A 24,892-nucleotide genomic window follows, 5' to 3' on the forward strand; every position below is an offset into this window, starting at 1 on the left:
CCTCTCGGATGTCACGTGGCTGATCTCGCATATCGCGTCTCATATATGACGTACGAAGTACGACGGGTTGAAGGTAGGAGCGGCCCTGTGTTTCGTCAATGCTTCTCACAAAGGAAGTTGAGGTTGCCGGGGCCGGCGGGACCACATGGTCCGGGGCTACATGGTCTTGGTGACGCCTTCGAGCGCGGCGGAGGTCCGGCCGGGGAAGATCGCGGCGGCGCGTTCCAGGGCCGCTTCCCTGGTGAGGGTGGGTCCCACGTGGGTGATGAGGAGTTCGCGCGCGCCCTTGGCACAGGCGGCGGCGTCCTCGGGCGTGAGGTGGACCTGGCGTTCGCCTTCGCGATGCCGGTCGATGTCGGCCTCGCAGAGGAACACGTCGGCGCCGCCCGCGAGTTCGGACAGGGCCTCGCAGGGTCCGCTGTCCCCGGAGTACCCGAGGACACTCCCCTGGCACTCGGCGCGCAGCCCGTACGCCTCGGTGTCGTGGACGACGGCCCGTGCGGTGAGCCGGAGGTTCCAGTGCCGGACGGCGTGGCCGTCGTAGAGCGGCCGGAAGTCGAAGACGCTGCTCAGGAACCGTACGTCCGGCTGTCCGAAGAAGCCGGCGAGCCGGCGGGCGCAGTCCTGCGGGGCGTAGAGCGGGATCGGGGAGGTCGGGGTCATCCCGCCGTAGGCGAACGCGTAGGCGGCGGCGAGGAGATCCGCGCTGTGGTCGGCGTGCAGATGCGAGATCCAGATCGCGGTGAGCCGCGCCGGATCCGTGTGCCGCTGCAACTCCGCGAACGTCCCCGTCCCCGCGTCCAGCCACACCTCGGCACCGCCGCCGCGCAGCAGGTACCCGGAGCAGGGGCGGCCGGGACGCGGATGCGGGGAGGCTGTGCCGAGGACGGTCAGACTGAGAGGCATGGTGGGGAAGAGTACGGTTCCGGGGCCCGCGGCGCTCATGTTTCGGGGTGGTGTGTGGGGGCTGGGGGCGAGGTGGGCTATGGGGGTTGGATTCGGGACGTTCGATGTTCGACGGGGTTCGGCTTCGGGTGGTCCGGGGCGGGGGTGCCTGGGTGGCCTACGGCGTTTCGGCGCGCGGGGGCGCATGCGTCGGGTGCGGGCCGGCTGCGGCGCGACGTCCTGGACGCGGGGCCGGAGCGACCTACGGTGATTCGGCTCGCGGGCGTGCAGGCGCCGAGCTGCGGGTGCAGGCTGACTGCGGCGCGGAGGTTCCGGGCGCGAGGGCTCAAGTCGCCTACAGCATCTCGGCTTACGGGCAGGCCGACGTCGAGCTCCGGGGTGCGAGGCTGACAGCGACGCGGGCGTCCCGGGCGCGAGGGCCCGAGCCACCTACGCCGTTTCGGCTCACGGGGCATACGGGCTCCGGGCTCCGGGCTCCGGGCTCCGGGCTCCGGGCTCCGGGCTCCGGGCTCCGGGTGCACGCTGACACCAGCGACCGGCGCCACACCCCCGGCGGTTCACGGCGCGCCGCTCTCCCCGCCGGAGCAAACCACCCCGGCCCGCTCCGTCCGGCGGCCTCCCCCGGCTCCCGCTAGGCCTTCCACCCCGGGTCGCGCCCGCTGAGCCCCAACGCCCGTTCCAGCAGCGGTGCTTCGTCCGGTACCGGGATCACCGGGCCGAAGATGCCGCCGCCGCGGGTCGGGTCTTGCGTGGCTGCGAGGAGGAAGCCGTACGACGTCTGGAGTACGGCCGGGTCGGGGTCGTAGGGGCGGCCGGTGGCCACCGCCAAGTCCCAGCCGTGGATGACCAGTTCGTCGGCGACGACGGCCGCGGCGACCGCGCCGGGGAGGTCCACACCGCCCGCGCGGGTCATGCCGGTCCAGGCGGCCGGGTCGCGCCAGGCCTCGGCCAAGTCGTCGAGGACCTTGGGGAGTTGCTCGCGCCAGCCGGGGCCGATGTCCGGGGCGGCGGCGCCGGGGTTGGTGTCGGTCGTGACGCCCAGGTCCTTGCGCGCGGCGTCGCGGAAGGCGACGGACAGGCCGAGCACGTGCCCCAGCATGTTGCGTACGGCGAGTTCGGGACACGGCGTCCCGTCCGTCAGCTGCTCGTCGGTCACCCCCTCGGCGAGCCGTGCGATGACCCGGGTCTGGGGGCCGAGGTCGAGGATCGTGTCGTCGGTCATGCGAGTCTCCTCAGGGATGGGGCTCCGCTCATGGGGTAGACCGACGGCCGTCCCGAAACTCATCGCGCGCCCCCGCCACGCCTCCACCACCGAGCGTTTCTACGGCACCTGCCCGATGCCACCGCCCCCGCCTTAGACCCACGATGACCAGGCATGACGACAAACTGGACCGTCACGCGCATCCTGCGGGACCGCAACGCGGGGCTGTATTTCGTGGGCCTGGTGGTGTCCGCCTTCGGCTCGTCCGCGATGAACCTGGCGGCCGGCGTGTGGGTGAAGGACCTCACCGGCTCGAACGGTCTGGCCGCGCTCTGCGTGTTCGCGATCTGGGCGCCCACCCTGTTCGGCCCGGCCCTCGGCACGATCGCCGACCGTGTCCGCCGCAAACCCCTGCTGATCAGGACGAACCTCGGCCTGGCCGCCCTCCTCCTCACCCTCTTCGCCGTCCACTCGCGCGCCGACCTGTGGCTCCTCTTCGTGGTCCTGTTCGTCTACGGCACCACCGTCGTCGTCCAGGACCCCGCCGAGTCGGCCCTCCTCACCGCCGCCGTCGACCGGGACCTCCTCGGTGACTTCAACGGGCTGCGGATGACGGCCGTCGAGGGCATGAAGCTGGTCGCGCCGCTGACGGGCGCGGGCCTGTACGCCGCGTTCGGCGGGTCCGCGGTGGGCTTTCTGGACGCGGTCACGTTCGCTCTGGCAGCCGGCCTGTGGCTGCTCGTCCGCGTGCACGAGGAACGGCCGAAGCGCCCCGCCGGCACCTGGAGGACGCAAACCGCTGAGGGCGTACGCGAGTTGTGGGGGCACCCTCTGCTGCGCCCGCTGGTCCTGGCGGGCGGCGCCATGATGTTCCTCGCCTCCCTGAGCAGTTCCACGACCTACGCCCTCGTCGACGCCCTCGGGCACGCCCCGACCTACACCGGCGTGCTGTACACGGCCCAGGGCATCGGCTCGGTGGCGGTCGGGCTGGTCTCCGGGCCCGCGCTGCGACGGCTCGGCGAGCGCCGGTTCGGGGCGGCGGGGATCGCGCTCACCGCGGTCGCGGTGGCCGCGCGGGCGGTACCGTCCGACCCGGTGGTGCTGGCGAGCAGCATGGCGATCGGCCTGGGGCTGCCGTGCGCGCTGATCGCCGCGTTCACCGCCGTACAGCGTGAGGTGCCGGGCCCGCTGCTGGGCCGGGCGAGCGCGACCGCCAACACGCTGATCTTCACACCGAACGTGATCGGGCTGGGGGCGGGAGCGGCGCTGGTCGAACTGGCCGACTTCCGGGTGCTGTTGGTGATGACCGGGGTGGCGTTGTTCGCAACTGGCTTGTTCTTGGCGGTGCTTGGGACGGGGGCATCTCGGGCGTTGCCGGCACGGGACACGCCCCTGCCCACCCCGAACCCAGCCCCGCCTCAGAGCCCGGCCAACGCCCCCCGAACCTCCGCCAAGTCGCCCTCCGACGCCAACCCCGCGTGATACAGCCGCAGTTCGGTCGCCCCGAGGCCCCGTGCCCGTTCGGCGTCGGCCGCAAGCGCTCCCGGTCGGCCGCCCATCCCGGAGACCACCGTGAAGTTGGCGGCCAACACGGCCCCGTCCACGCCCTGTTCGGCGAACGGGGTCAGGAGGCCCGCACCGCCCGTGCAGGGGACGATCACGCCGTCGGCCACGGAGAGGATGTGGCCGGGGTCCACGCCCGCGTTGGCTCCGCAGTGGTACGACACCGGGTCCGCGTGGAGGAGTACCTGGAAGTCGGCGGGTGCGGCCGCGCGGACCGCAGCGACCGCCGTCTCCTGGAGGGTGCGGGCCCGGTCGTCGCGCCACGCGCGTGTGGCCGTCGCGTTCGCGTCGCCGAGGAGTTTCTCGACCCCCGCCCAGCCGCCGTCGGAGGGCGCGCCCTGCCACACCGGTTCCAGCGCGGCGCGTACGACAGCCGCCAACTCGTCGGCATCGAGGCCCTGTTCGCCGTAGCCCTCCTGGCAGGTCGGGCAGAAGCACAGGGCCATCAGGTACTGGCCGGCGTCCCCGAGGGGGATGCCGGCGGTCTTGTCGTGGGCGTGCAGGTGGGTGAGGCCGTACCAGCCGAGGGACTCCAGTTCGGTGCCGCGCGCGCCGGGGCGTACGGCTGCCTCGGCGGCGAGGTCGACGAGGTACGCGCGCGTGGCGGGCTGTGCGATGCAGGGCGCCCAGGGGTAACGGTCGCCGTAGGCGTTGACGACGGAGGTGTCCGGATGGTCCGCGCCCAGGCGGGAGTTGTGGGCGAGGACGACCCAGGTGTGTACCTCCAGGCCCGCGTCCGCGAGAGCCGCGGCGGCCTCGCCGTAGGCGTCGCCCGGCGCCCAGTCGCCGGCCGCGTACGGCCTCAACTCCCGTCCCTGCCAACGGTTGTCCGGCGGGTACAGGACGGCCGCGTGCTCGGCGGTGACGACGCGGTGGCGCGGGTGGCGGGGGGTCAGCGCGCGCGTGGAGTGGTACGCGGAGGCCAAGGTCGCCTGCTGGACGCCGAGTTGGGCGATCCTGGCGCCCGCCTCCGGGTCGCCGTTGACATCCCAGGGGTAGACGAACGCCGATGCCTTCACGCGCCCTCCTCGATCCGCGACGCGACCTCTGACTCGATCAACGTGTAGCCGCGTTCGATGAGTTGGGCGAGCTGCTTGACGTGGTCCTCGGTCGGTTCGGTCAGCGGCGGGCGGACCTCGCCGACGTCCAGCCCCCGCATGCGCACACCCGCCTTGACGAGCGAGACGGCGTATCCGCGTCCCTGGGCGCGCAGTTCGACGAACGGCAGGTAGAAGCCGTCCAGGATGCGGTTGGCCATGGTGTCGTCGCCGGTCGCGAGCGCGCGGTGGAAGGCGAGCGCGATCTCGGGGACGAAGCAGAACACGGCGGAGGAGTAGAGGGTGATGCCGATGCCCCGGTAGGCGAGCTGGGTCTGTTCGGCGGTCGGCAGTCCGTTGAAGTAGAGGAATTCGCCCGGGACTTCGGCGCGTACGGTGCTCACGATCCGCTGCATCAGGTCGAGGTCGCCGAGCCCGTCCTTGAAGCCGATGATGCCGTCGGTGCGGGCGAGTTCGACCACCGTGGCCGGGGTGAAGACCGCGTTGTCGCGCTGGTAGACGATGACGGGCAGCGAGGTCGCCGCGGCCACCTCGCGGTAGTGCCGCAGGAGCCCCTCCTGCCCGGCGACCACGAGGTACGGCGGCATGGCGAGCAGCCCGTCCGCCCCGGCGGCCTCCGCGAGCCGTGCGTACCGTACGGCGAGCGCGGTGCCGTAGCCCGCGCCCGCGATCACCGGCACCCGCCCCTCGGTTGCCTCCACGGCGGCCCGTACGCACGCCTCGAACTCCTCGGGCAGCAGCGCGTGGAACTCCCCGGTGCCGCAGCACGCGAACACGGCGGCGGCCCCGGCCTCGACGCCCCGGCGGACATGCGCGCGGTAGACGTCGAGGTCGACGGAGCCGTCGGGGCCGTAGGCGGTGACGGGGAAGAAGAGCGGCCCGCTGGGGATACTGAGCCGGTCGGCGAGAGGGGCTGGCGTCACGGGCTCTCCCTTGAAACAGGCGCGTACGTTCTTCTGATCAACGTCTACATTTCTGAACAGCCCCACCCTAAGGATCTGCCTCAGGGTGGGTCAAGCAGGCAAATGAGCAAGAAGGAAGCAGATTTCCCAGGTCCACGCCACACTTGACGGGCATGGCGGCCGATCCCTAGCTTATCCATGCATGTGAATACCATTCACGAATGAGGCCAGCCAGTCGCTGTCGATTCCAAGGAGACCGAGGATGCCCGCTCCCCGCACCGTTCTGCTCACCGGCGCCGCAGGCGGGCTCGGCACCCTGATGCGGGACCTGCTCCCCTCCTACGGCTACGACCTCCGGCTGCTCGACCTCCGGCCCATCGAGGGCGAGCCGGACGCGATCACCGCCGACCTCACCGACCGGGCGGCGCTCCGCGAGGCCGTGCGGGGCGTCGACGCGATCATCCATCTCGCGGGCATCTCCCTGGAAGCCTCCTTCGACAAGATCCTCGCGTCGAACATCGAGGGCACGTACAACCTCTACGAGGCCGCCCGCGAGGAGGGTGTCCCCCGCGTCGTCTTCGCCTCCTCCAACCACGCGGTGGGCTACACGCCGAGGCCCCAGGGCGACGACCCCTTGATCCCGATCGACACCCCGCACCGCCCCGACACCTTCTACGGCCTGTCGAAGTCCTTCGGTGAGGACCTGGCGCAGCTCTACTGGGACAAGCACGGCCTGGAGACCGTCTCCGTACGCATCGGCTCCTGCTTCGCGGAGCCCAGCAGCGTGCGCATGCTGTCCGTCTGGATGAGCCCCGCCGACGGCGCCCGCCTCTTCCGCGCGGCCCTCACCGCCGAGGACGTCCAGCACACCGTCGTCTACGGCTCCTCCGCGAACACCCGCCTGTGGTGGGACCTGTCGACCGCGCGGGCACTCGGTTACGAGCCGCAGGACGACTCCGAGCCGTACGCCGAGAAGATCATCGCCGAACAGGGCGAGCTCCAGCCGGACGTCGAGGCGCACGCCTATCTCGGCGGCCACTTCGTGAGCGACCCGCCGATCTGGCCGTACTGACACGGGCGGTACTGACGCGGGCCGTACATCCGGTCGTACCGACGGGAAAAGGGACTCCGGAGACGCGGGCGGGCACCGAACGGGCCCGCCCGCAGGCATGTTCGGGCACGGACGCTGCCCGATCTCACGCCCCGGCGCACAGCCGCGCAGGTCCGCGACGGGCACAGCGCCCGGTAAACGGTCACACACGGGCAGCATCGGGCGTGCAACAGGCCTGGTCAGTGCCGCGCACCCGCTGTAGAACTTCCCCCAAGGGTCCCACCGGGCCCGAACGGGCAGTACTCCAGGTGAGCGGGAAGGCGGTGTCGGCCATGAGCACGAGTTCGGCGGAGGAACGTCAGCGGGAGATCGTGCGGGCCGCGCGCCGCACCGGCTCGGTCGACGTCACCGCGCTCGCCGCCGAGCTGGGCGTGGCCAAGGAGACCGTACGGCGCGATCTGCGGGCCCTGGAGGACCACGGGCTGGTCCGCAGGACCCATGGCGGCGCCTACCCCGTGGAGAGCGCCGGTTTCGAGACGACGCTCGCCTTCCGCGCCACCAGCCATGTCCCGGAGAAGCGCCGGATCGCGATCGCCGCGGCCGAGCTGCTCGGGGACGCCGAGACCGTCTTCGTCGACGAGGGCTTCACCCCACAGCTCATCGCCGAGGCGCTGCCCAGGGACCGGCCGCTGACCGTGGTCACCGCGTCCCTGCCCGTGGCGGGCGTGCTCGCCGAGTCGGAGAACACCTCGGTGCTGCTGCTCGGCGGCCGGGTCCGGCACGGCACCCTCGCCACCGTGGACCACTGGACGACGAAGATGCTCGCCGGCTTCGTCCTCGACCTCGCCTTCATCGGCGCCAACGGCATCTCCCGCGAACACGGCCTGACCACGCCCGACCCCGCCGTCAGCGAGGTCAAGGCACAGGCCATCCGCGCCTCCCGGCGCACCGTGTTCGCGGGCGTGCACACCAAGTTCGGGGCGGTCAGTTTCTGCCGGTTCGCCGAGATCGGCGCCCTGGAGACGATCGTCACGAGCACGCTGCTCCCGTCGGCCGAAGCCCACCGCTACTCGTTGCTGGGGCCACAGGTCATCCGCGTCTAGAACGTCCTGAGCGTCCAGCACACCGTTTGAAATCCCAACTCACCCACCAGGGGTGTGCCATTCCCGTGCGCACCCTTTTTCTCCCCATATCTGCAGGAGCGATCCATGCGAACCCAGAGCCGACGACGGCCGCCGCGAGCCACGCTCGCCCTGGCCGCCGTAGGGACGCTGCTCGCCCCGCTGCTCTCCGGCTGCTGGGTCGGAGCGGGCGGCGCCGGATCAGGCGGCAACTCGATCAACGTCCTGATGGTCAACAACCCCCAGATGACCGAACTCCAGAAGCTGGCCCCGCACTTCACGAAGGAGACCGGCATCAAGGTCAACTTCACGGTGCTACCTGAGAACGACGTCCGCGACAAGATCAGCCAGGACTTCGCCAACCAGGCCGGCCAGTACGACGTGGCGACCCTCTCCAACTACGAGATCCCGATCTACGCCCGCAACGGCTGGCTGCACGAGATGGACTCGTACGTCGCGAAGGACCCGGCCTACGACGAGCAGGACATCCTCAAGCCGATGCGGGAGTCCCTGACCGCCGACGACGGCAAGCTCTACGGGCAGCCGTTCTACGGCGAGTCGTCCTTCCTGATGTACCGCAAGGACATATTCGCCGAGAAGAACCTCACGATGCCCGCGCATCCGACCTGGACCCAGGTGGCCGACCTGGCCGCCAAGGTCGACGGGGCGAAGTCGGGCATGAAGGGCATCTGCCTGCGCGGGCTGCCCGGTTGGGGCGAGCTGATGGCGCCGCTGACCACCGTCGTGAACACCTTCGGCGGCACCTGGTTCACCAAGGACTGGAAGGCGCAGCTCGACTCCCCCGCGTTCAAGAAGGCGACGCAGTTCTATGTCGACCTCGTCCGCAAGCACGGTGAGTCCGGCGCGGCCCAGTCCGGCTTCGCCGAGTGCCTCAACAACATCACCCAGAGCAAGGTCGCCATGTGGTACGACGCCACCTCGGCGGCGGGCTCGCTGGAGGCCAAGGGCTCCCCGGTGAAGGGCAAGATCGGCTACGTCCCCGCCCCGGTCGAGAAGACCGACTCATCCGGCTGGCTCTACACCTGGGCCTGGGGCATCCAGAAGGCGTCCCACAACTCCGACAAGGCCTGGAAGTTCGTGTCCTGGGCGTCCAGCAAGCAGTACGAGCAGCTGGTCGGCGACACGGACGGCTGGTCCAACGTGCCGGCCGGCAAGCGCGCCTCGACGTACACGAACCCGGACTACGTCAAGGAGGCCGCCGCCTTCCAGGAGATGACGAAGGCGGCCATCGAGGGCGCCAAGCCGAATGACCCCGGCGTGCAGCCGCGGCCCGCGCCCGGCATCCAGTTCGTCGACATCCCCGAGTTCACCGACCTCGGCACGAAGGTCTCGCAGGAGATCAGTTCGGCCATCGCCGGACGGCAGTCCGTCGACTCGGCCCTGAAGAAGTCCCAGAAACTCGCCGAGAAGATCTCCAAGGAGTACGAGGGACGATGACCGCCACGACAACGGCCCCTCTGGCCACCAGCCCGACCCGTACCGCGCGGCAGCCCTCGGACCGACTGCGCGCCTGGGCCACCCGCGCCCCGCTGCTCCCCGCCCTGATCTTCATGATCGTCGTGACCCAACTCCCGTTCGTGGCCACGCTGGTGATCTCGTTCTTCGACTGGAACGCCCTCTACCCGAAGGCCCGTCACTTCACCGGTTTCGACAACTACCAGCAGGTCCTCAGCGACGCCGACCTGCGCCACTCGGTGTGGACGACCGTCCTGCTCACCGTGGCGGTGGTACTGGCCAGCCTGGTCCTGGGCCTGCTCCTCGCACTGCTCCTGGACCGGAAGTTCCGCGGCCGGGGCTTCGTCCGCACCCTGCTGATCGCCCCGTTCCTGGTGGTGCCGGTGGCCGCGGCCCTGCTCTGGAAGCATGTGCTCTACAACCCTGAATACGGCCTGCTCAATGGGCTGTTGCACTATGTGGGCGGCCCACAGCCGGACTGGATCTCCAACAACCCGCTGCTCGCGGTCGAGGCCTCCCTGGTGTGGCAGTGGACGCCGTTCATGATGCTGATCCTGCTGGCCGGACTGCAGAGCCGCGACCAGCAGCAGATCGAGGCCGCGAAGGTGGACGGCGCGAACGACTGGCAGGTCTTCCGCTATCTGACCCTCCCGCACCTGCGCCGCTATCTCGAACTCGGCGGTCTGCTGGGCTCCATCTACATCGTGCAGAACTTCGACGCGGTCTTCACGATCACGTCGGGCGGCCTGGGCACCGCCAACCTGCCCTACACCGTCTACCAGAGCTTCTACCAGGCCCACGAGAACGGCCTCGCTTCGGCGGCCGGCGTCCTGGTCGTCATCGGCTCGATCATCATCGCGACCTTCGCCCTGCGCGTCGTGTCGTCCCTGTTCCGTGAGGAGGCGTCCCGCGCATGAGCAGCATCGCCGTACGCGCGCGTGCCCGCCGCAAAGGCGCGGGCCTCGGCCTGGTGGCCTGGGTGCTCGGCATCGTGTTCTTCCTGCCCATCGCCTGGATGGCGCTGACGTCCTTCCACTCGGAGACCGACGCGGCGACCAACCCGCCGTCCTTCGGGGCCGCCCTCACCCTGAGCGGCTACCGGGAGTTCTTCGGCACGGGCGGCGGCGCGAGCCCCTGGCCCGCGCTGGTCAACTCATTGGTCGCGTCCGTGGCTTCGACGCTCTTCGTGCTGCTGCTGGCGTTCCCGGCGGCCTACGCGCTGTCGATCCGCCCGGTAAAGAAGTGGACCGACGTCCTGTTCTTCTTCCTGTCCACGAAGATGCTCCCGGTGGTGGCGGGCCTGCTGCCGATCTACCTGTTCGCGAAGAACGCCGGGATGCTGGACAACATCTGGCTCCTGGTCATCCTCTACACGTCGATGAACCTGCCGATCGCGGTGTGGATGATGCAGTCCTTCCTCGCCGAGGTCCCGGTCGCCGTCATCGAGGCGGCGCAGATCGACGGCGCGCGGCTGCCGACCATCCTCGCGCGCGTGGTGGCCCCGATCGCCCTCCCCGGTATCGCGGCGACCTCCCTGATCTGCTTCATCTTCAGCTGGAACGAGCTGCTGTTCGCCCGGGTCCTCACGGGTGTGGTCGCCGAGACCGCCCCCGTGTTCCTGACCGGCTTCATCACCAGCCAGGGCCTGTTCCTGGCGAAGGTGTGCGCCGCGTCGCTCGTCGTCTCCCTGCCGGTGCTCGCCGCGGGGTTCGCCGCCCAGGACAAGCTGGTCCAGGGCCTCTCCTTGGGAGCCGTGAAATGAAGGCCGCCGTCATCGAGTCCGTGGGCCGCGCCGTCGTCACCGAGGTCCCCGACCCGACGCCGGGCCCCCGCGAGGTCGTCGTCGAGGTCGCCGCCTGCGGGCTGTGCGGCACCGATCTGCACATCCTCCAGGGCGAGTTCGCGCCCAAGCTGCCGATCGTGCCGGGCCACGAGTTCGCCGGCGAGATCGTCGCGGTCGGCACCCAGGTCACCGAGGTGTCGGTCGGCGACCAGGTCGCCGTAGACCCCTCCCTGTACTGCTACGAGTGCCGGCAGTGCCGCAACGGCCACAACAACCTCTGCGAACGCTGGGCCGCGATCGGCGTCACCACGGCGGGCGGCGCGGCCCAGTACGCACTCGCCCCGGTGGCGAACTGCGTGAAACTCCCCGAGCACGTCCGCACCCAGGACGCGGCCCTCGTAGAACCACTGTCCTGCGCGGTGCGCGGCTACGACGTCCTCAAGTCCCGCCTGGGCGCCCATGTCCTGATCTACGGCTCCGGGACCATGGGCCTGATGATGCTGGAGCTGGCCAAGCGGACCGGCGCGGCGAGCGTCGACATCGTGGACCTGAACCCGGCCCGCCTGGAGACGGCCCGCACGCTCGGGGTCTCCGGGTCGGCGGCGAACGCGGACGAGCTGGACCGGCCGCAGGGCTGGGACCTCGTCGTCGACGCGACCGGCAACGCGGCGGCGATCCAGGACGGCCTGGACCGGGTGGCGAAGGCGGGTACGTTCCTGCAGTTCGGGGTGGCCGACTACGCGACCCGGGTGTCGATCGACCCGTACCGCATCTACAACCAGGAGATCACCATCACCGGCTCCATGGCGGTGCTGCACAGCTTCGAGCGGGCGGCGGAGCTGTTCGCGAACGGCGTCCTCGACCCGGAGATCTTCATCAGCGACCGGATCGAGCTGGAGCGGTACCCGCAGGCGCTGGAGCAGTTCGCGGCGGGGGTGGGCCGGAAGATCGTGGTGATTCCCTAGTCCGCAGAAGGGATCAGGGGCGGTTTCGAGCCGGTGGATCCAAGAGTTGGCCAATTGGTCGCTTGGTAAGGGAACGGCAAAATGGTCTCGGTCGTTCACGAGTCATGACAGCTATGACCCCCGGCTCGAACATCCCTCTCTCCGCCGCGCGCGTGACGGTGGACGTCGCCGCCCCGGTGCGGCTCGACGTATCGGGCCTGCTGCTCACGGGCGACGGCAAGGTGCGCTCCGACGACGACTTCATCTTCTACAACCAGCCGACGGGCCCCGGCGTGACCTACCGCTCCGGCGGCGGTACGGCACCCGACGCGATCACCGTCGACACCGGCGCCGTCCCGCCGGGCATCGAGAAGATCGTCGTCACCGCCAGCCCGGACGCGGCCGGCCAGAGCTTCCAGGGCATCGAGCCCACGGCCACGATCCGCAACGCGGACGACAACAGCGTCCTGGGCACCTTCACGCCCCCGCAGCTCGGCGCCGAGACCGCACTCGTGGTCGTCGAGATCTACCTCCGCAACGGCGTCTGGAAGGCCCGCGCGGTCGGCCAGGGCTACGCGAACGGCCTGGCGGGCATCGCCACGGACTTCGGCGTCTCGGTGGAGGAACCAGCCGCGGCTCCGGCCCCGGTGGCCCCGCCCACCCCGACGGTGCAGACCCCGGTGGCACCTCCCGTGCCGCAGGCTGCCGCGGTTCCCCCGCCGCCGCCCGCCGCACCGCCGCTCGGCGCCGGAAAGATCAACCTCGACAAGGGCCGCGTCAGCCTCCAGAAGAACCAGACGGTGTCCCTGGTCAAGGGCGGCCGCGCGCTGCTCTCCCAGGTCAAGATGGGCCTCGGCTGGGAGCCCGCGTACCGCGGCAAGGACATCGACCTGGACGCCTCGGTCATCGCCTACGGCCCGCAGCGCAACCACATCGACAGCTGCTACTTCGGCAAGCTCTCGATCCTGAACGGCGCGATCAAGCACTCCGGCGACAACCTCACGGGCGAGGGCGGCGGTGACGACGAGGTGATCGTGGTCGACCTCGGCCGCATCCCCCAGGAGGTCACCGGCCTGGTCTTCACGGTCAACTCCTTCTCCGGCCAGAAGTTCACCGAGGTCGCCAAGGCCTACTGCCGCCTCCTGGACGCCGCGACCGGCGAGGAACTGGTCCGCTTCGACCTCACCAACGCCGAGTCCCAAACCGGGGTGATGATGGCCAAGCTGGTCAAGCAGTTCTCCGGCGAATGGGACATGACAGCGATGGGCGACTTCGTGAAGTCCCGCACGGTGCGGGGGATGGTGAAGCCGGCGGCCCAGTCACTGTAAGCAGCTCTACGACCGCTGCGGGCGCCCCTTCCGAGGGGCGCCCGGCGTTCACTCCGACTGGGCGGCGGGCCGCAGCCCGTCCGTCAGCAGGGACAGATAGCGGCGGATGTACTTCCCCTGCCCGTTCGCCAGCTCCGAGGCCGTGGATACCCCGTGGGCCAGCCGCAGGACCTCGATCGGCTCGATGTCCTGACGCAGGGTCCCCTCCCGCTGCGCCGCCTCGACCAGCCGCCGCGCCGCCCCCGTCATGGACGTGCCGCAGGCCGTGAGCGCGGCCTTGCTGCCGTCCGTGACGGCCGAGCCGAGCAGGGTCTTCATCCCGCGCACCTGGATCGTGCCGACGCACACCTCGTACAGCCACTCGGCCAGCGCCTCGCCCGGGGGCAGTTCCTTCGCGAGCTCGTCGGCGCGGGTCCCGAGCGCCTCGATCCGGTCGACGTAGGCCGCCTCCAACAGCGCCTGCCGGGTGGGGAAATGCCGGTACAGCGTCCCTGACCCGACCCCCGCGCGCTTGGCGATGTCGTCGAGGGACGCGTTCTCCCCGTGCTCGGCGAAGGCCTCCGCCGCCACCTTCAGCAGCCGCTCATAGTTGCGCCGGGCGTCCGCGCGCATGGGTCTGACCTGCGCCATCCAGATACTCCTTGCGAACCGGGGACTGTCTCCGTATCTTACCGAGTACTAAACGGAGACAGTCCCCGCTTACCTTCGCGGGCAGTCCGTGCTGCCCGCACGCCGTTCACACGGGGACGCCAGACCGGGAGAACTCCATGTCCACCCCGTCCGCACCGTCCACCACCGATGCTCTCTCCGCACCACCCCGACCCGCCAGGCTCGGTACCGTCCTCTTCGTCGTCGTCACCGCCTACTTGATGGTCGGCGTCGACTCCACTGTCGTCAACGTAGCGCTGCCGGACATCCAGAAGGACCTCGGCTTCAGCCCCACCGGGCTGTCCTGGGTCCTCAACGCCTACACGCTCGCCTTCGGCGGGCTGCTCCTGCTGGGCGGCCGGGTCGGAGACATCGCCGGCCGCCGCCGTACGCTCACGATCGGCGTCCTGCTCTTCGCGACCTCGTCACTCCTCGGCGGACTCGCGACCGACAGCGCCTGGCTGCTCGCGGCCCGCGCGCTGCAGGGCGTGGGCGCCGCGCTCATCGCACCCAACACGCTCGCCCTGATCACCACCAACTTCCCGGAGGGCCCGCGCCGTCACCACGCGCTCGGCATCTACACCTCCATGGCCGGCATCGGCGCCTCGATAGGCCTGGTCATCGGCGGCATGCTCACCTCCTGGGCCTCCTGGCGCTGGTCCCTGCTGATCAACGTGCCGATCGGCGCCGGGGTGGCCCTCACCCTCCCCCGCTTCGTCACCGAAACCCCGCGCCACGCAGGGCAGTTCGACGCGGCGGGCGCGCTCACCGGCACCGCCGGGATGACCTCGCTGGTGTACGCGTTCATCCGGGTCTCGTCGGACGGATGGGGCGACGCGCAGGCGCAGTTGGGGTTCAGTTTCGCGGCGGCCCTGCTGGCGGGCTTCACCCTGGTCGAGTCCCGGGCCGCCCAACCCATCATGCCGCTGCGCCTGTTCACCAGCCGCAACCGCGCGGGTGGCTACGTGGGCGTCCTGTTGCTGCCGGCGGGCATGTTCGGCGCTTTCTACTTCCTCACCCTGATCAGCCAACGGGTCCTGGACTACAGCCCGTTGCGCGCGGGCTTCGCCTTCCTGCCGATGACCCTGGTGATGTTCACCGTCGTCCGGTTCGTACCGCGCCTGCTGGCCCGCTTCGGCGCCAAGCCGGTCCTGCTCACCGGCATGGCCCTGCTCGTCGTATCGGCGGCATGGTTGTCCCAACTCCACTCGGACGACGGCTACTTGACCGGACTGCTGGGCCCACTGCTCCTGCTGGGCGTAGGCGTCGGCCTCAGCTTCATGCCCCTCAACGCGACGATCCTCGCGGGCATCCAGCCCCGCGAGGCGGGCTCCGCGTCCGGCCTCCTCCAGACCCTGCAGTGGCTCGGCGGCACCCTCGGTCTGTCGATCCTGGTCACGGTCTTCGGTACGGCGACCCGGCATGCGACCGGGTCACCGTCCGAGATCCTCGTCCACGGTTCGGCCCGGGCGTTCGGCGTCGGCGCGCTGATCGCCCTGACCGCGCTGCTGGTGTCGGCGTTCGTGATCACCGGCAGGAAGACCCGGGGGGCTGCCCAGAGCGTGTCTCCCTGACGGGTTCGTCGGGCGGACCAGCGCCCCGGGTGCGCGGGGACCGTCGTCACCCGCGCACCCGGAGCACATGGTCCCGCTCAGTGGGCCGGCGGTGGAGCGGCGTTCTGCTCGGCCGGTCGCGTGCTCGCCTCCCTGAGCGTCCGGGATGCGCCCGGAGGCCCAGCGGTACCGGCGTTCAGGCGGCGTCGCAGGACGAGCACCCACCACAGGAAGCCGACGACCAGGACGACCGACACCGTCACGGCGTTCTGGTTGTTCTCCGCGGGGAACGTGAGCACGGCGATGACGATGCCGCACCACAGGAGTGCGAACCCGACGACGGGGTTCAGCCAGCGACCGAGGTCGAAGACGCCTTTGGTGGCCACGGGAATGGTGCCGCGCCGTTCGGCGATCGCCGTGGCGGTCATCGTCAGCGCGTAGGTCAGGTAGTAGGTGAGCCCGACCATCGCGTAGATCTTGCCCACCAGTCCGGAGTTGAGCAGGTTGAGCACGACGGCCACGACGGTGACGGCGACAATGGCCGGGACCGGGGCCCTGCTGCGCCGCCCGACGCTCTGCAGGCCCTTCGACGCGGGGAGCATGTTGTCGCGGGAGAGCGCGAAGACCATCCGGGTGGCGACCGCCATGTTGGCGATGAGGCAGGCGAAGATGGAGGCGAAGGCCACCACGATCATCAGCGCCCGGGCGAACGGCCCGATCTGCTCGGAGACGAGCTTCAGCACAGGGTTCTCAGACCCGGTCAGGAAGGCCGCCGGACTGCTCGGCAGGGCCATCGCCAGCAGGGCGAAGACCACGAAGCCGATGATCCCGGAGACGACGACCGAGCGGAACATGGCGCGTGGCGCCGCCCTGCGCAGGTCGACCGTCTCCTCGGCGAGGTCCGCCGCGCCCTCCCACCCGAGCAGCACGTAGACCGGCAGCAGACCGGCCAGCGCGACGCTCGTCAGCGTGACCGGCTTCCCGGTCAGCGGCTTGGCGTCGGTGAGGATCGACAGCCCCTGGGTGTGCTTGAAGAACACCAGGACACCCGCGGCCAGGACCAGCACCAGCACGAACGTGCCGATCAACTCGATCGACGCGCCGATGTTGTTGATCCGGGTCGCGACCTTGACCCCGATGATGTTGAGCGCCGCGGCGACGAGCGTGCAGCCGATCGACAACGCCTGGATCTGGTGGGTGGTCGGGTGCTGCCAGATCTCCGGGGCGAAGACCGTGCCGACCGCGGCGGCGGTCCCGGCGGTACCCGCGAGGAAGGAGACCAGCGCGATCCAGCCGGTGAACCAGCCGAAGTGCGGCCCCACCAGACGGCTGGACCACTGGTAGGCGTAGCCGGTGATCGGCATCCGCCCGGACAGGTGGGCGTAGACCGCGACCAGGGTGAGCACCATGGGCAGGACGAGCAGCCACAGCAGCACCGCGGCGCCGCCGACCCGCGAGAACGGGTCCATGAACAGGGTGACGATGCCGGTGTTGATGGAGACCATCGAGAAGGCGAGCGCGAACGCGGTGAAGGAACTCATCGACCGGTTCAGCTGCTGGCCGTAACCCAGCGCCGCGAGGTCGTCGGCGTCGGTGGTTCTCGCCGACAGGTCTTCGGCAGCGGTCATGACAGCTCTCCTGTGGTGGTCCCGGCGGTCCTCTCGACCTCGGTCAGCACCTCGTCCAGGACGTCGAGTGCGGTGGCCAGGTGGTCCCGGCTGATGTCGAGCGGTGGCTTGACCTTGATCAGGTTGCCGAGTCCGGCGTAGCGGCTCTCGCCGAAGATGACGCCGCGCTCCTGGGCCAGCTCGAACACGGCGTGCGCCTCGGTGGTGGCCGGCTCCTTGGTGACCCGGTCGCGGACCAGCTCGATCGACACCATCAGTCCCGGCGAGCGTACGTCGCCGATGAGCGGATGACGGGTCTGCATCTCGCGCAGCCGTTCGGTGGCGTACTCGCCGTGCGCGGCCGCGCGGTCGCACAGGCCGTCGTCGATGATCGCCCGGACGGCGGCGAGGCCCGCGGCGACGGAGACCGGGAACTGGCCGAAGGTGAGCTGGTCGTCGCCGGGAAGGAAGGCGGCGAAGCGGTTCTTGGCCAGTACTCCGGCGAGCGGGAAGCCGCCGCCGACGCCCTTGCCGAAGACGAGGACGTCCGGCTCGATGCCGTAGTAGTCGCTGGCCCACATGCGGCCGGTGCGGCCGAGGCCGGTCTGCACCTCGTCGATGATCAGCATGATGCCGAGTTCGTCGCAGATCTCGCGGATGCCGCGATGCCAGCGTGCGGAGAAGCCGTTGTGGCCGCCGTTGCCCTGGATGGGCTCGTAGACCAGCGCGGCGACGGGGCCTTCGGTGCCCTTGGTGAGGATCTCGCGGACGATCCGGAGCGACAGTTCGGTGTCCTGGTCCGCGGTCAGGCCGGGGCGCGGCCGGTACAGGTCGGGCCGCGGGAGCCGGAGGAACTGGGGCTGAAGTACCCCGAAGGCGTTGCCCGGGTGCGGCCAGCTCGCCGCCATGGTGGTGATCGAGCGGCCGTGGTAGGCGTCGTGCAGGACGGCCACGTGTCGGGCATCCGGGCGGTTGCGCAGCGCGAGCTTGAGCGCCATCTCCACCGCCATCGAGCCGTGCAGGGTGAAGCCGACGCGGTCCAGACCGTCGGGGGCTATCGACACGAGCAGTTCGGCGAGTTCCAGCAGAGCGGGGGTGTGGAACGTCGGCCGGGCATGGGTGATCTGCCGGGTCTGCTCGATCGCCGCCTCGATGACGCGCGGGTCATTGGCGCCGAGGTTGTTCGACCAGGCCTGCGCGGTGCAGTCGATGTACTCCCTGCCCGCGTCGTCCCACACCAGCGAGCCACGCGCCTTGACGAGCGTGAGCTTGTCCGGATCGCCGCCCGCCGGCTCGTGCAGCAGAACCTCCCGGCCCCGGGCGTGGGCCTGTGTCTGGTGAATGAGGGTGTCCGTCACGATATCTCCGTCTCGCGGTGTGAGCTGTGTCTCAGCAGGCTAGGAGCGGGGCTGCCCTCCTGTGAAAGACCGAATTCCGTAGACTTCATAGATGGCATCTATGAATGTCGAGCTCCGGCACCTGCGTGCGTTCGTCGCCGTCGCCCGGACGGCGAACTTCACCCGGGCCGCCGAGCAGTTGCACATCGCGCAACCTTCGCTGAGCCACACCATCCGTCAGCTGGAGACGGCGCTCGGCATCCGTCTGTTCGCGCGGACAACGCGCTCCACCGCCCTCACGCAGGACGGCGAGCGCTTTCTCGTCGAGGCGCAGGCCGTCCTCGACCGCTTCGACGTGGCGATGGAACAGTCCTCGCGGATGGCGAGCGGTGAACTCGGCCGACTGCGCGTCGGCTACCTGATCGGAGCCGCTGTCGATCACGTGCCCGCGATCCTGCGGGCATTCGCCGGCCAGTACCCCGATGTGACCCTCGAACTCACCGAGTACGACTTCACTTCCCCCAACGGCGGCCTGGACAGCGGGGACACCGACGTCGCCCTGGTCCGGCCGCCGCTGGACGGGGTGCCGGACGCGGTGACCACCACCCTGCTCAGCGAGCGGTGCGTGGCCTGCGTATCCGCGCTGCACCCCTTCGCGGCGCTGCCTCGGGTGACCGTCGCACAGGTCCTGACCGAGCCCATCGTCGCGGCACCCGGCGACAACGCCTGGCGGGACTACTGGATCCTCGCCTCCTACCGCAGCACCCCGGCGAACATCACCCATGAAGCAGCCACCTTCGAGGCCGAGTTGCAGTCCGTGGCCATCGGCCGCGGCCTCTCCGTGGTCCCCGAATCCGTCGCCCGCCTCTACGGCCGGCAGGGCGTCCGCTACGTACCCATCGAGGGCATGGCCGACTGCGAGGTGGCGGTCGTCCACCGCGAGGACGCACCTCGGTCCGCCGCCAATTTCGCCCGGATCGCGGCCCAGGTCACAAGGGAGGGAAACGGCCCGCACGTGCGTGGCTGACCCCGGGCAGTCCCGTCCGGATCAGCGGGCGGACCACGGGAAGACGCCCGGGAGAGTTCCGACTGCCGCACGCCCAGCGGGAGTTGGACATCCCTCGGACCCAGGACGGGTACGGGGCACGCGTCCGCATGCTCGACCGCACCCCGTCCGTCGCGACCCGCTCCCTGTCAGAACAGCGCGCTGTACGCGTTCAGCGCGGGCTGGCCGCCGAGGTGGGCGTAGAGCACGGTGGAGTCGGCGGCGATCTCGCCACGGGCGACCAGGTCGATCATCCCGGCCATGGACTTGCCCTCGTACACGGGGTCGGTGACCATCCCCTCCGTGCGGGCGGCGAGGCGCATCGCCTCCAGGGTGGTCTCGTCCGGGATGCCGTAGATGCCGGCGTGGTAGCGGTCGTCCAGTTCGACGTCGTCGACGGTCAACTCCCGCTTGACTCCGATCAGTTGGCCGGTGCCGTGCGCGATACGGGCCACCTGCTCGCGGGTCTCGGCGGGCTTGGCCGAGGCGTCGATGCCGAGCACCCGGCGCTCGCGCCCGCCCGCCTCCTCGATCGCCCGGAACCCGGCGACCATGCCGGCCTGGGTGGAGCCGGTCACCGAGCACACCACCACGGTGTCGAAGAAGACGCCCAACTCCCGCTCCTGCTCGGCGACTTCGTGGGCCCAGTTGGCGAAGCCGAGGCCGCCGAGCGGGTGGTCGGAGGCGCCGGCCGGGATGGCGTACGGCTTACCGCCCGATTCCTCGACCTCCCTCAATGCCTGCTCCCAGCTCTCCTTGAAGCCGATACCGAACCCGGCCTTCACCAGGCGTACGTCCGCTCCGGCCAGCCGGCTGATCAGGATGTTGCCGACCTTGTCGTAGACGGAGTCGGGCCACTCCACCCAACTCTCCTGGATCAGCACGCACTTGAGACCGGCACGGGCGGCGCAGGCGGCGACCTGGCGGGTGTGGTTGGACTGCACGCCGCCGATCGAGACGAGGGTGTCGCAGCCCTGCGCGAGGGCGTCGGCGACGAGGTACTCCAGCTTGCGGGTCTTGTTGCCGCCGTACGCCACACCGGAGTTGCAGTCCTCGCGCTTGGCCCACAGGGCGGCACCGCCGAGGTGGGCGGTGAGGCGCTCCAGTGGGTGGACGGGTGAGGGGCCGAAGAGGAGGGGGTAACGGTCGTACGAGGAAAGGGACATGAGTTCTCCAGGGTCAGTCGGCGTCGGCCAGGTCCGCGAGGGTGTGCCAGATGTCGGCCGTGACGCGGACCGCACCGTCCGCGTCACCTTCGGCGCAGGCCTCGATCAGCCGCTCGTGCAGTCCGGCCGAGCGGCAGGAGCCGCCCTCGCCGAAGCGTCGTCGCTCCAGCCGGCGGATGAGCGGGGTGTAGCGGGCGATGGTGGCGGCGGCGGCGCGATTGCCGCTCACCCGCACCGGTACGTCGTGGAGTTCGTCGTCGGCGCGCAGGGCCGCGTCCACGGCACCGGCGGCCACGGCAGCGGCGAACCGGTCGTTGGCCGCACGCATCACGTCGACGTCCGTGTCCCGCAAGAGGGGTACGGCGACCCGCGTCACCAACTCGTGCATGGCCCCGACCACGGCGGCGGCGTCCCGCACCTCGGCGGCCACGACCGGCGTCACCCGGGTGTAGCTCTGCGGCTTGCTCTCCAGCAGCCCCTCCTCCACCAGCCGCGAGAACGCCTCGCGAACCGGCGCGCGCGACAACCCGAGCCGCTCGGCGAGATCGGCGTCCCGCACGACCGCGCCGGGCTCGATGTCACCGGCCACGATGGCGTCGCGGATCGCTTCGTAGGCGCGGTCGCGGAGGAGGGTGCGCGGGACGGGCCGTAGGGCTTCCATGAATCGAATAGTAGAACTGAAATGTTAGATGTCAATGGCTCGCCCACACCCTTGTCCGGACATGGGTGTGGCCCGCACCCATGTGCGGGTGCGGGCCACACGGCATCGTTCAGGCAGCCCAGGGCCAGTCCGCGTCGCGGGCCGCCTCCAGCAGCGGCACCATCCGGAAGGCCGCGTCCGAGAGGCCACCGAAGGTGTGCCGGTTCGCCTTGCCGGACGGGCCGTGGCCCGCTCGGTACCCGGCGAGGTTCCAGGTGTAGACCGGCACGTGGGCCGGGACCTGCTCGGTCGGGTCGCCGTAGTGGCTGTACGCAGCCTGCTCGTCGGTGATGATCAGCACCCGGTCCTGGCCCCGGTAGTGCGAGCGGACCGCGGAGGTGGTGTCGGTGCCGCCCAGGTCGCCGAAGCGGCCCAGGACCTTGAGCACCGACTCGCCCGCGCCGAGGTCCAGGCGCTTGCTCGTCGTACCGAACTCGACGAGGTCCGCGTCCGCCGCCCGCAGCGCGAGCGCCGTGCCGAAGATCGCCGCCGCGTCGGCCCGGTTGAGCTCCGAGCGGTCGGACAGCCGGGAGTAGAACATCGACCCCGAGCGGTCCACGAGCACCAGCGTGCGGCCCGGCAGCGCGGGCACGTTGGCCAGCGAGTGGCCGAGCGCCCGCTCCAGCGGGTACGACCAGCGCAGCGAGGGCGCGTGCTGGTACGCGGCGAGGTACCGGAAGGGGAACTGCCGCGAGCGCGCGACCTCCGCCGGGTCGCTGATCTTCGCCGCGACCCGGGCCGCGACCTCGTCGCAGACCCCGGCCTCGTCGAAGTTCCGGAGGTTGCGGACGAGCGACATCGAACCCATGGACGGAATGACCGCCTCCCAGGCCGCCTTGTCCATCGGGCCCTGCAGCCAGCCGGCCAGCGCCTCCCACGTCATTCCGGCCGCCGCGAGCCGCTCCGAGCCGTCGGCCGCCGTGACGACCGCGCGCCGCTTCGGGACCGGCAGCGCCATCAACTCGCGGTGTGCGGTGAGGACTTGGTTCGACGCGGGCGGTACGGCGGTGTCCGGGTGGTGCCGCCGGTCCAGCGCGTACTGGAACAGCTCGCCCTGCCACGCCTTGTCCGGGTCCGGCGCCGCGTGCACCAGGTTCAGGATGTCGCCGAAGCGGTAGCCCTTGGACGCGGTGTCGTACTTGAGCAGCGACTTGCCGCCGTAGAGACGTCGTACGGCGTCGGCGACACCGCGCTTGACCGGCTTCGGGATCGCGCGGCCGTAGTGCGCGGTCCAGTACGCGAGGAGCTCGCCGGGCTCGTCCGGGCGCCGGAGCACGGAGTCGACGACCTGCCGGTTCGAGGGGCCGTCGGTGGCGCCGGCGTCGAGGCGGGCCTTCACGTACTCGGCGGCGCCCACGACGGCGGCCGTACGGAGGTTGCCCTCGCCGCGCAGCCAGCCGAGGAGGCCGGCCGTCCAGGCCGGGTCGGTGACGGCGAGCTCGCGCACGAGGGTCGCGAAGCGGTCGTCACGGTCGGCGCCGGACTCGTAAAAGGTCTGCTGGGAAACGAAGTTGGCGACGGCGAGCAGGAAGAGCTCGGAGCGCGCGTCGCGCTCACTGCCTCGGCCGCCCTGGTAGGTACGGAGCACTCGGCCCGTGGAGGTGACTCGCGAGGTGGGCTGGGCCTTCGCCGCCTTGGTGTTGAAACGCGCCATGGTGAATTCCCCCGAATTCATTGTCCCTTGTTCCTCGGAACATGGGTTTTTCGGAGGAAGACGCAGCGAAAGGTGGATGCCCGAGATCAGAGAGCGGCGACGGACTTGTCAGATGCTCTACCCAATTGAGCTACACCGACCCGAAGTCGATGACGGGACTCGAACCCGCAACCGTCCGGTCCAATGAAGTAACCGTTGCCTGCGCACCGGGCACCCACCATGAGCTGCGCCTCCCGAGATCAAGAACGGCTGCGGTGTCTTTTTCGGTTGCAACGAAGTAACCGCGGCCTGCGCACCGGGAGGTGCGTGCTGTTGTGATCTCAGAGTAGGAGGCACAGCTCTGGAGGGGCCAACCAATTAATTCCGTACGGGAGTTCAGCCGCGCTTCTGCCGCTTCCAGGGCCCGGTGATCGCGAGCATGATGCCCGGGGTCTGGATGTTCGCGTACAGGGTCTTGCCGTCGGGTGAGAAGGTGACCCCCGTGAACTCGCTGTATTCCGGCTTCTCTGCGGTGCCGATGTTGAGTTCGTTGCGGGCGATCGGGTACGTGCGGCCGCTGTCCGTCGCGCCGAACAGGTGCTGGACGCCCTCGCCGTCCTCGGCGATGACGAGGCCGCCGTAGGGCGAGACCGTGATGTTGTCGGGGCCGTCGAACACGCCGTCCACGGACGGGTCGGGGTTGACGCCGATGAGGACCTTGAGGGTGAGGGTGCGGCGCTTGGGGTCGTAGAACCAGACGGCGCCGTCGTGCTGGACGGGGCTCTCCGTGCGGGCGAACGAGGAGACGATGTACGTGCCGCCGTCACCCCACCACATGCCCTCCAGCTTGCGGGCGCGGGTGACCTCGCCGGTGGCGAACTGCTTGCGGACGGAGGTGGTCTTGGCGTCGCGGTCGGGGACGGTCACCCAGTCGACGCCGTACACCGTGCCGATCTTCGTGGCGCGGGAGAGGTCGTCGACGAACTTGCCGCCGGAGTCGAAGCACTTGAAGGCCTGGAGGACGCCCGCGTCGTCGGCGAGGGTGCGGAGCTTGCCGCGGCCGTGGTGGAAGTGCTCGGGCGGGGTCCAGCGGTAGAGGAGGCCGTTCGGGTTGGCCGCGTCCTCCGTCAGGTAGAGGTGGCCGCGCTTGGGGTCGACGACGACGGCCTCGTGGGCGTAGCGGCCAAGTGCCTTGATCGGCTTGGGGTTCCGGTTGGCGCGGCGGTCGACGGGGTCGACCTCGAAGACGTAACCGTGGTCCTTGGTGAAGCCGTTGGTGCCGGCCTTGTCCTCGGTCTCCTCGCAGGTGAGCCAGGTGTCCCAAGGGGTGTTGCCGCCCGCGCAGTTGGTGGCGGTGCCGGCGATGCCGACCCACTCGGCGACGTGGTCGCGGCGGACCTCGACGACCGTGCAGCCGCCGGCCGCGGCGGGATCGTAGACCAGACCCTCGGTGAGCGGAACGGGGTGGGGCCACTGGGCGCGGGGGCCGGCCAGTTCGTGGTTGTTGACGAGGAGGGTGGCGCCGCGCGGGCCGTCGAAGGTGGACGTGCCGTCGTGGTTGGAGGGGGTGAACTCGCCCGACTCCAGCTTGGTCTTGCCGCTGTAGGTGATGACGCGGTACTTGAAGCCGGCGGGGAGGGCGAGGATGCCGTCCGGGTCGGGGATCAGCGTGCCGTAGCCGACGCCGGTGTGCCCGTGCCCGTGATCGGCCGCCGACTCCTCGCCGTAGGTGTCGGTGGAAGCGAGGGCGTTGGGCGCGGTGGCGAGGGCGCCGACGCTGCCCGCCAGCGCGACCCCGGCACCGGTCATCGCGGACTTGGCGGTGAAATCCCTGCGGGTGAGCGACATGCGTGTCTCCTGTGACGGTGGG

Annotated in this window: 21 protein-coding genes; 10 read left to right on the forward strand and 11 right to left on the reverse strand. The window is 70.3% G+C overall.

Annotation, left to right across the window (positions count from 1 at the left end; all coding sequences use genetic code 11):
* Positions 1 to 156: 156 nt before the first annotated feature.
* Positions 157 to 906 carry an MBL fold metallo-hydrolase gene (locus OG496_RS16570; protein ID WP_405971397.1) on the reverse strand — a complete coding sequence of 250 codons (750 nt, stop codon included), beginning with the start codon at positions 904 to 906 and terminating at the stop codon, positions 157 to 159.
* A gap of 631 nt (positions 907 to 1,537) precedes the next feature.
* Positions 1,538 to 2,128 carry a TIGR03086 family metal-binding protein gene (locus OG496_RS16575; protein ID WP_405971398.1) on the reverse strand — a complete coding sequence of 197 codons (591 nt, stop codon included), beginning with the start codon at positions 2,126 to 2,128 and terminating at the stop codon, positions 1,538 to 1,540.
* 153 nt (positions 2,129 to 2,281) lie between these two features.
* Between OG496_RS16575 and OG496_RS16580 the strand changes: the two genes are divergently transcribed.
* Positions 2,282 to 3,589, forward strand: coding sequence for an MFS transporter (locus OG496_RS16580; RefSeq protein ID WP_405971399.1), 1,308 nt, complete (start codon positions 2,282 to 2,284; stop codon positions 3,587 to 3,589).
* On the opposite strand, the gene OG496_RS16585 is transcribed toward OG496_RS16580, so the two are convergent.
* On the reverse strand, positions 3,526 to 4,689 hold the full coding sequence (locus OG496_RS16585; RefSeq protein ID WP_405971400.1) for a hypothetical protein: 1,164 nt from the start codon (positions 4,687 to 4,689) through the stop codon (positions 3,526 to 3,528). The two genes, OG496_RS16580 and OG496_RS16585, sit on opposite strands and share 64 nt — an antisense overlap.
* Positions 4,686 to 5,651 (reverse strand): 5-dehydro-4-deoxyglucarate dehydratase, encoded by a 966-nt coding sequence (locus tag OG496_RS16590; RefSeq protein WP_405971401.1) that lies wholly within the window; start codon positions 5,649 to 5,651, stop codon positions 4,686 to 4,688. Before OG496_RS16590 ends, OG496_RS16585 begins: the two co-directional genes overlap by 4 nt.
* A 241-nt stretch (positions 5,652 to 5,892) precedes the next feature.
* On the opposite strand from OG496_RS16590, the gene OG496_RS16595 reads away from it, so the two are divergent.
* From OG496_RS16595 to OG496_RS16625, 7 genes are all read left to right on the forward strand, one after another.
* Complete coding sequence (locus tag OG496_RS16595) at positions 5,893 to 6,702, forward strand: NAD-dependent epimerase/dehydratase family protein (protein ID WP_405971402.1); 810 nt, start codon at positions 5,893 to 5,895, stop codon at positions 6,700 to 6,702.
* A gap of 311 nt (positions 6,703 to 7,013) precedes the next feature.
* Positions 7,014 to 7,784 (forward strand): DeoR/GlpR family DNA-binding transcription regulator, encoded by a 771-nt coding sequence (locus OG496_RS16600; RefSeq protein WP_366494267.1) that lies wholly within the window; start codon positions 7,014 to 7,016, stop codon positions 7,782 to 7,784.
* 105 nt (positions 7,785 to 7,889) lie between these two features.
* On the forward strand, positions 7,890 to 9,260 hold the full coding sequence (locus OG496_RS16605; protein ID WP_366494265.1) for a sugar ABC transporter substrate-binding protein: 1,371 nt from the start codon (positions 7,890 to 7,892) through the stop codon (positions 9,258 to 9,260).
* Complete coding sequence (locus OG496_RS16610) at positions 9,257 to 10,195, forward strand: sugar ABC transporter permease (protein ID WP_366494264.1); 939 nt, start codon at positions 9,257 to 9,259, stop codon at positions 10,193 to 10,195. Before OG496_RS16605 ends, OG496_RS16610 begins: the two co-directional genes overlap by 4 nt.
* Positions 10,192 to 11,040, forward strand: a complete 849-nt coding sequence (locus OG496_RS16615; protein ID WP_366494263.1) for a carbohydrate ABC transporter permease — start codon at positions 10,192 to 10,194, stop codon at positions 11,038 to 11,040. Before OG496_RS16610 ends, OG496_RS16615 begins: the two co-directional genes overlap by 4 nt.
* Positions 11,037 to 12,026 (forward strand): zinc-dependent alcohol dehydrogenase family protein, encoded by a 990-nt coding sequence (locus OG496_RS16620; RefSeq protein ID WP_327404972.1) that lies wholly within the window; start codon positions 11,037 to 11,039, stop codon positions 12,024 to 12,026. The genes OG496_RS16615 and OG496_RS16620 overlap by 4 nt, the downstream gene beginning before the upstream one ends.
* 113 nt (positions 12,027 to 12,139) lie before the next feature.
* Entirely contained in the window at positions 12,140 to 13,333 is a 1,194-nt protein-coding gene (locus OG496_RS16625; protein ID WP_405976638.1) for a TerD family protein, read from the forward strand.
* Positions 13,334 to 13,381: 48 nt separating this feature from the next.
* Here OG496_RS16625 and OG496_RS16630 read toward each other — a convergent pair whose 3' ends face one another.
* Positions 13,382 to 13,963 carry a helix-turn-helix domain-containing protein gene (locus OG496_RS16630; protein ID WP_366494262.1) on the reverse strand — a complete coding sequence of 194 codons (582 nt, stop codon included), beginning with the start codon at positions 13,961 to 13,963 and terminating at the stop codon, positions 13,382 to 13,384.
* Between the two features lie 137 nt (positions 13,964 to 14,100).
* Here OG496_RS16630 and OG496_RS16635 point away from each other — a divergent pair, with 137 nt between their 5' ends.
* Complete coding sequence (locus OG496_RS16635; protein ID WP_405971403.1) at positions 14,101 to 15,555, forward strand: MFS transporter; 1,455 nt, start codon at positions 14,101 to 14,103, stop codon at positions 15,553 to 15,555.
* A 77-nt stretch (positions 15,556 to 15,632) separates the two neighbouring features.
* Here OG496_RS16635 and OG496_RS16640 read toward each other — a convergent pair whose 3' ends face one another.
* The gene (locus tag OG496_RS16640) at positions 15,633 to 17,162 is read right to left on the reverse strand and encodes an amino acid permease (RefSeq protein WP_405971404.1); all 1,530 of its coding nucleotides are present in this window, start codon (positions 17,160 to 17,162) and stop codon (positions 15,633 to 15,635) included.
* On the reverse strand, positions 17,159 to 18,499 hold the full coding sequence (locus OG496_RS16645) for an aspartate aminotransferase family protein (RefSeq protein ID WP_405971405.1): 1,341 nt from the start codon (positions 18,497 to 18,499) through the stop codon (positions 17,159 to 17,161). The genes OG496_RS16640 and OG496_RS16645 overlap by 4 nt, the downstream gene beginning before the upstream one ends.
* Positions 18,500 to 18,590: 91 nt before the next feature.
* Between OG496_RS16645 and OG496_RS16650 the strand changes: the two genes are divergently transcribed.
* The gene (locus OG496_RS16650; RefSeq protein WP_405971406.1) at positions 18,591 to 19,505 is read left to right on the forward strand and encodes a LysR family transcriptional regulator; all 915 of its coding nucleotides are present in this window, start codon (positions 18,591 to 18,593) and stop codon (positions 19,503 to 19,505) included.
* Between the two features lie 167 nt (positions 19,506 to 19,672).
* Here OG496_RS16650 and OG496_RS16655 read toward each other — a convergent pair whose 3' ends face one another.
* The 4 genes from OG496_RS16655 to OG496_RS16670 form a co-directional block, all read right to left on the reverse strand.
* Entirely contained in the window at positions 19,673 to 20,689 is a 1,017-nt protein-coding gene (locus tag OG496_RS16655) for a 1-aminocyclopropane-1-carboxylate deaminase (protein WP_405971407.1), read from the reverse strand.
* Positions 20,690 to 20,702: 13 nt separating this feature from the next.
* A complete protein-coding gene (locus tag OG496_RS16660; protein WP_405971408.1) occupies positions 20,703 to 21,350 on the reverse strand; it encodes a GntR family transcriptional regulator in 648 nt (215 codons plus the stop codon).
* A 109-nt stretch (positions 21,351 to 21,459) separates the two neighbouring features.
* The gene (locus tag OG496_RS16665) at positions 21,460 to 23,043 is read right to left on the reverse strand and encodes a TROVE domain-containing protein (RefSeq protein WP_405971409.1); all 1,584 of its coding nucleotides are present in this window, start codon (positions 23,041 to 23,043) and stop codon (positions 21,460 to 21,462) included.
* Positions 23,044 to 23,418: 375 nt separating this feature from the next.
* Positions 23,419 to 24,870: an alkaline phosphatase PhoX gene (locus tag OG496_RS16670; protein ID WP_405971410.1), complete on the reverse strand. Its 1,452-nt coding sequence runs from the start codon at positions 24,868 to 24,870 to the stop codon at positions 23,419 to 23,421.
* Between the last annotated feature and the right edge of the window lie 22 nt (positions 24,871 to 24,892).

Source organism: Streptomyces sp. NBC_00988, from assembly GCF_045162645.1.
Taxonomy (GTDB): domain Bacteria; phylum Actinomycetota; class Actinomycetes; order Streptomycetales; family Streptomycetaceae; genus Streptomyces.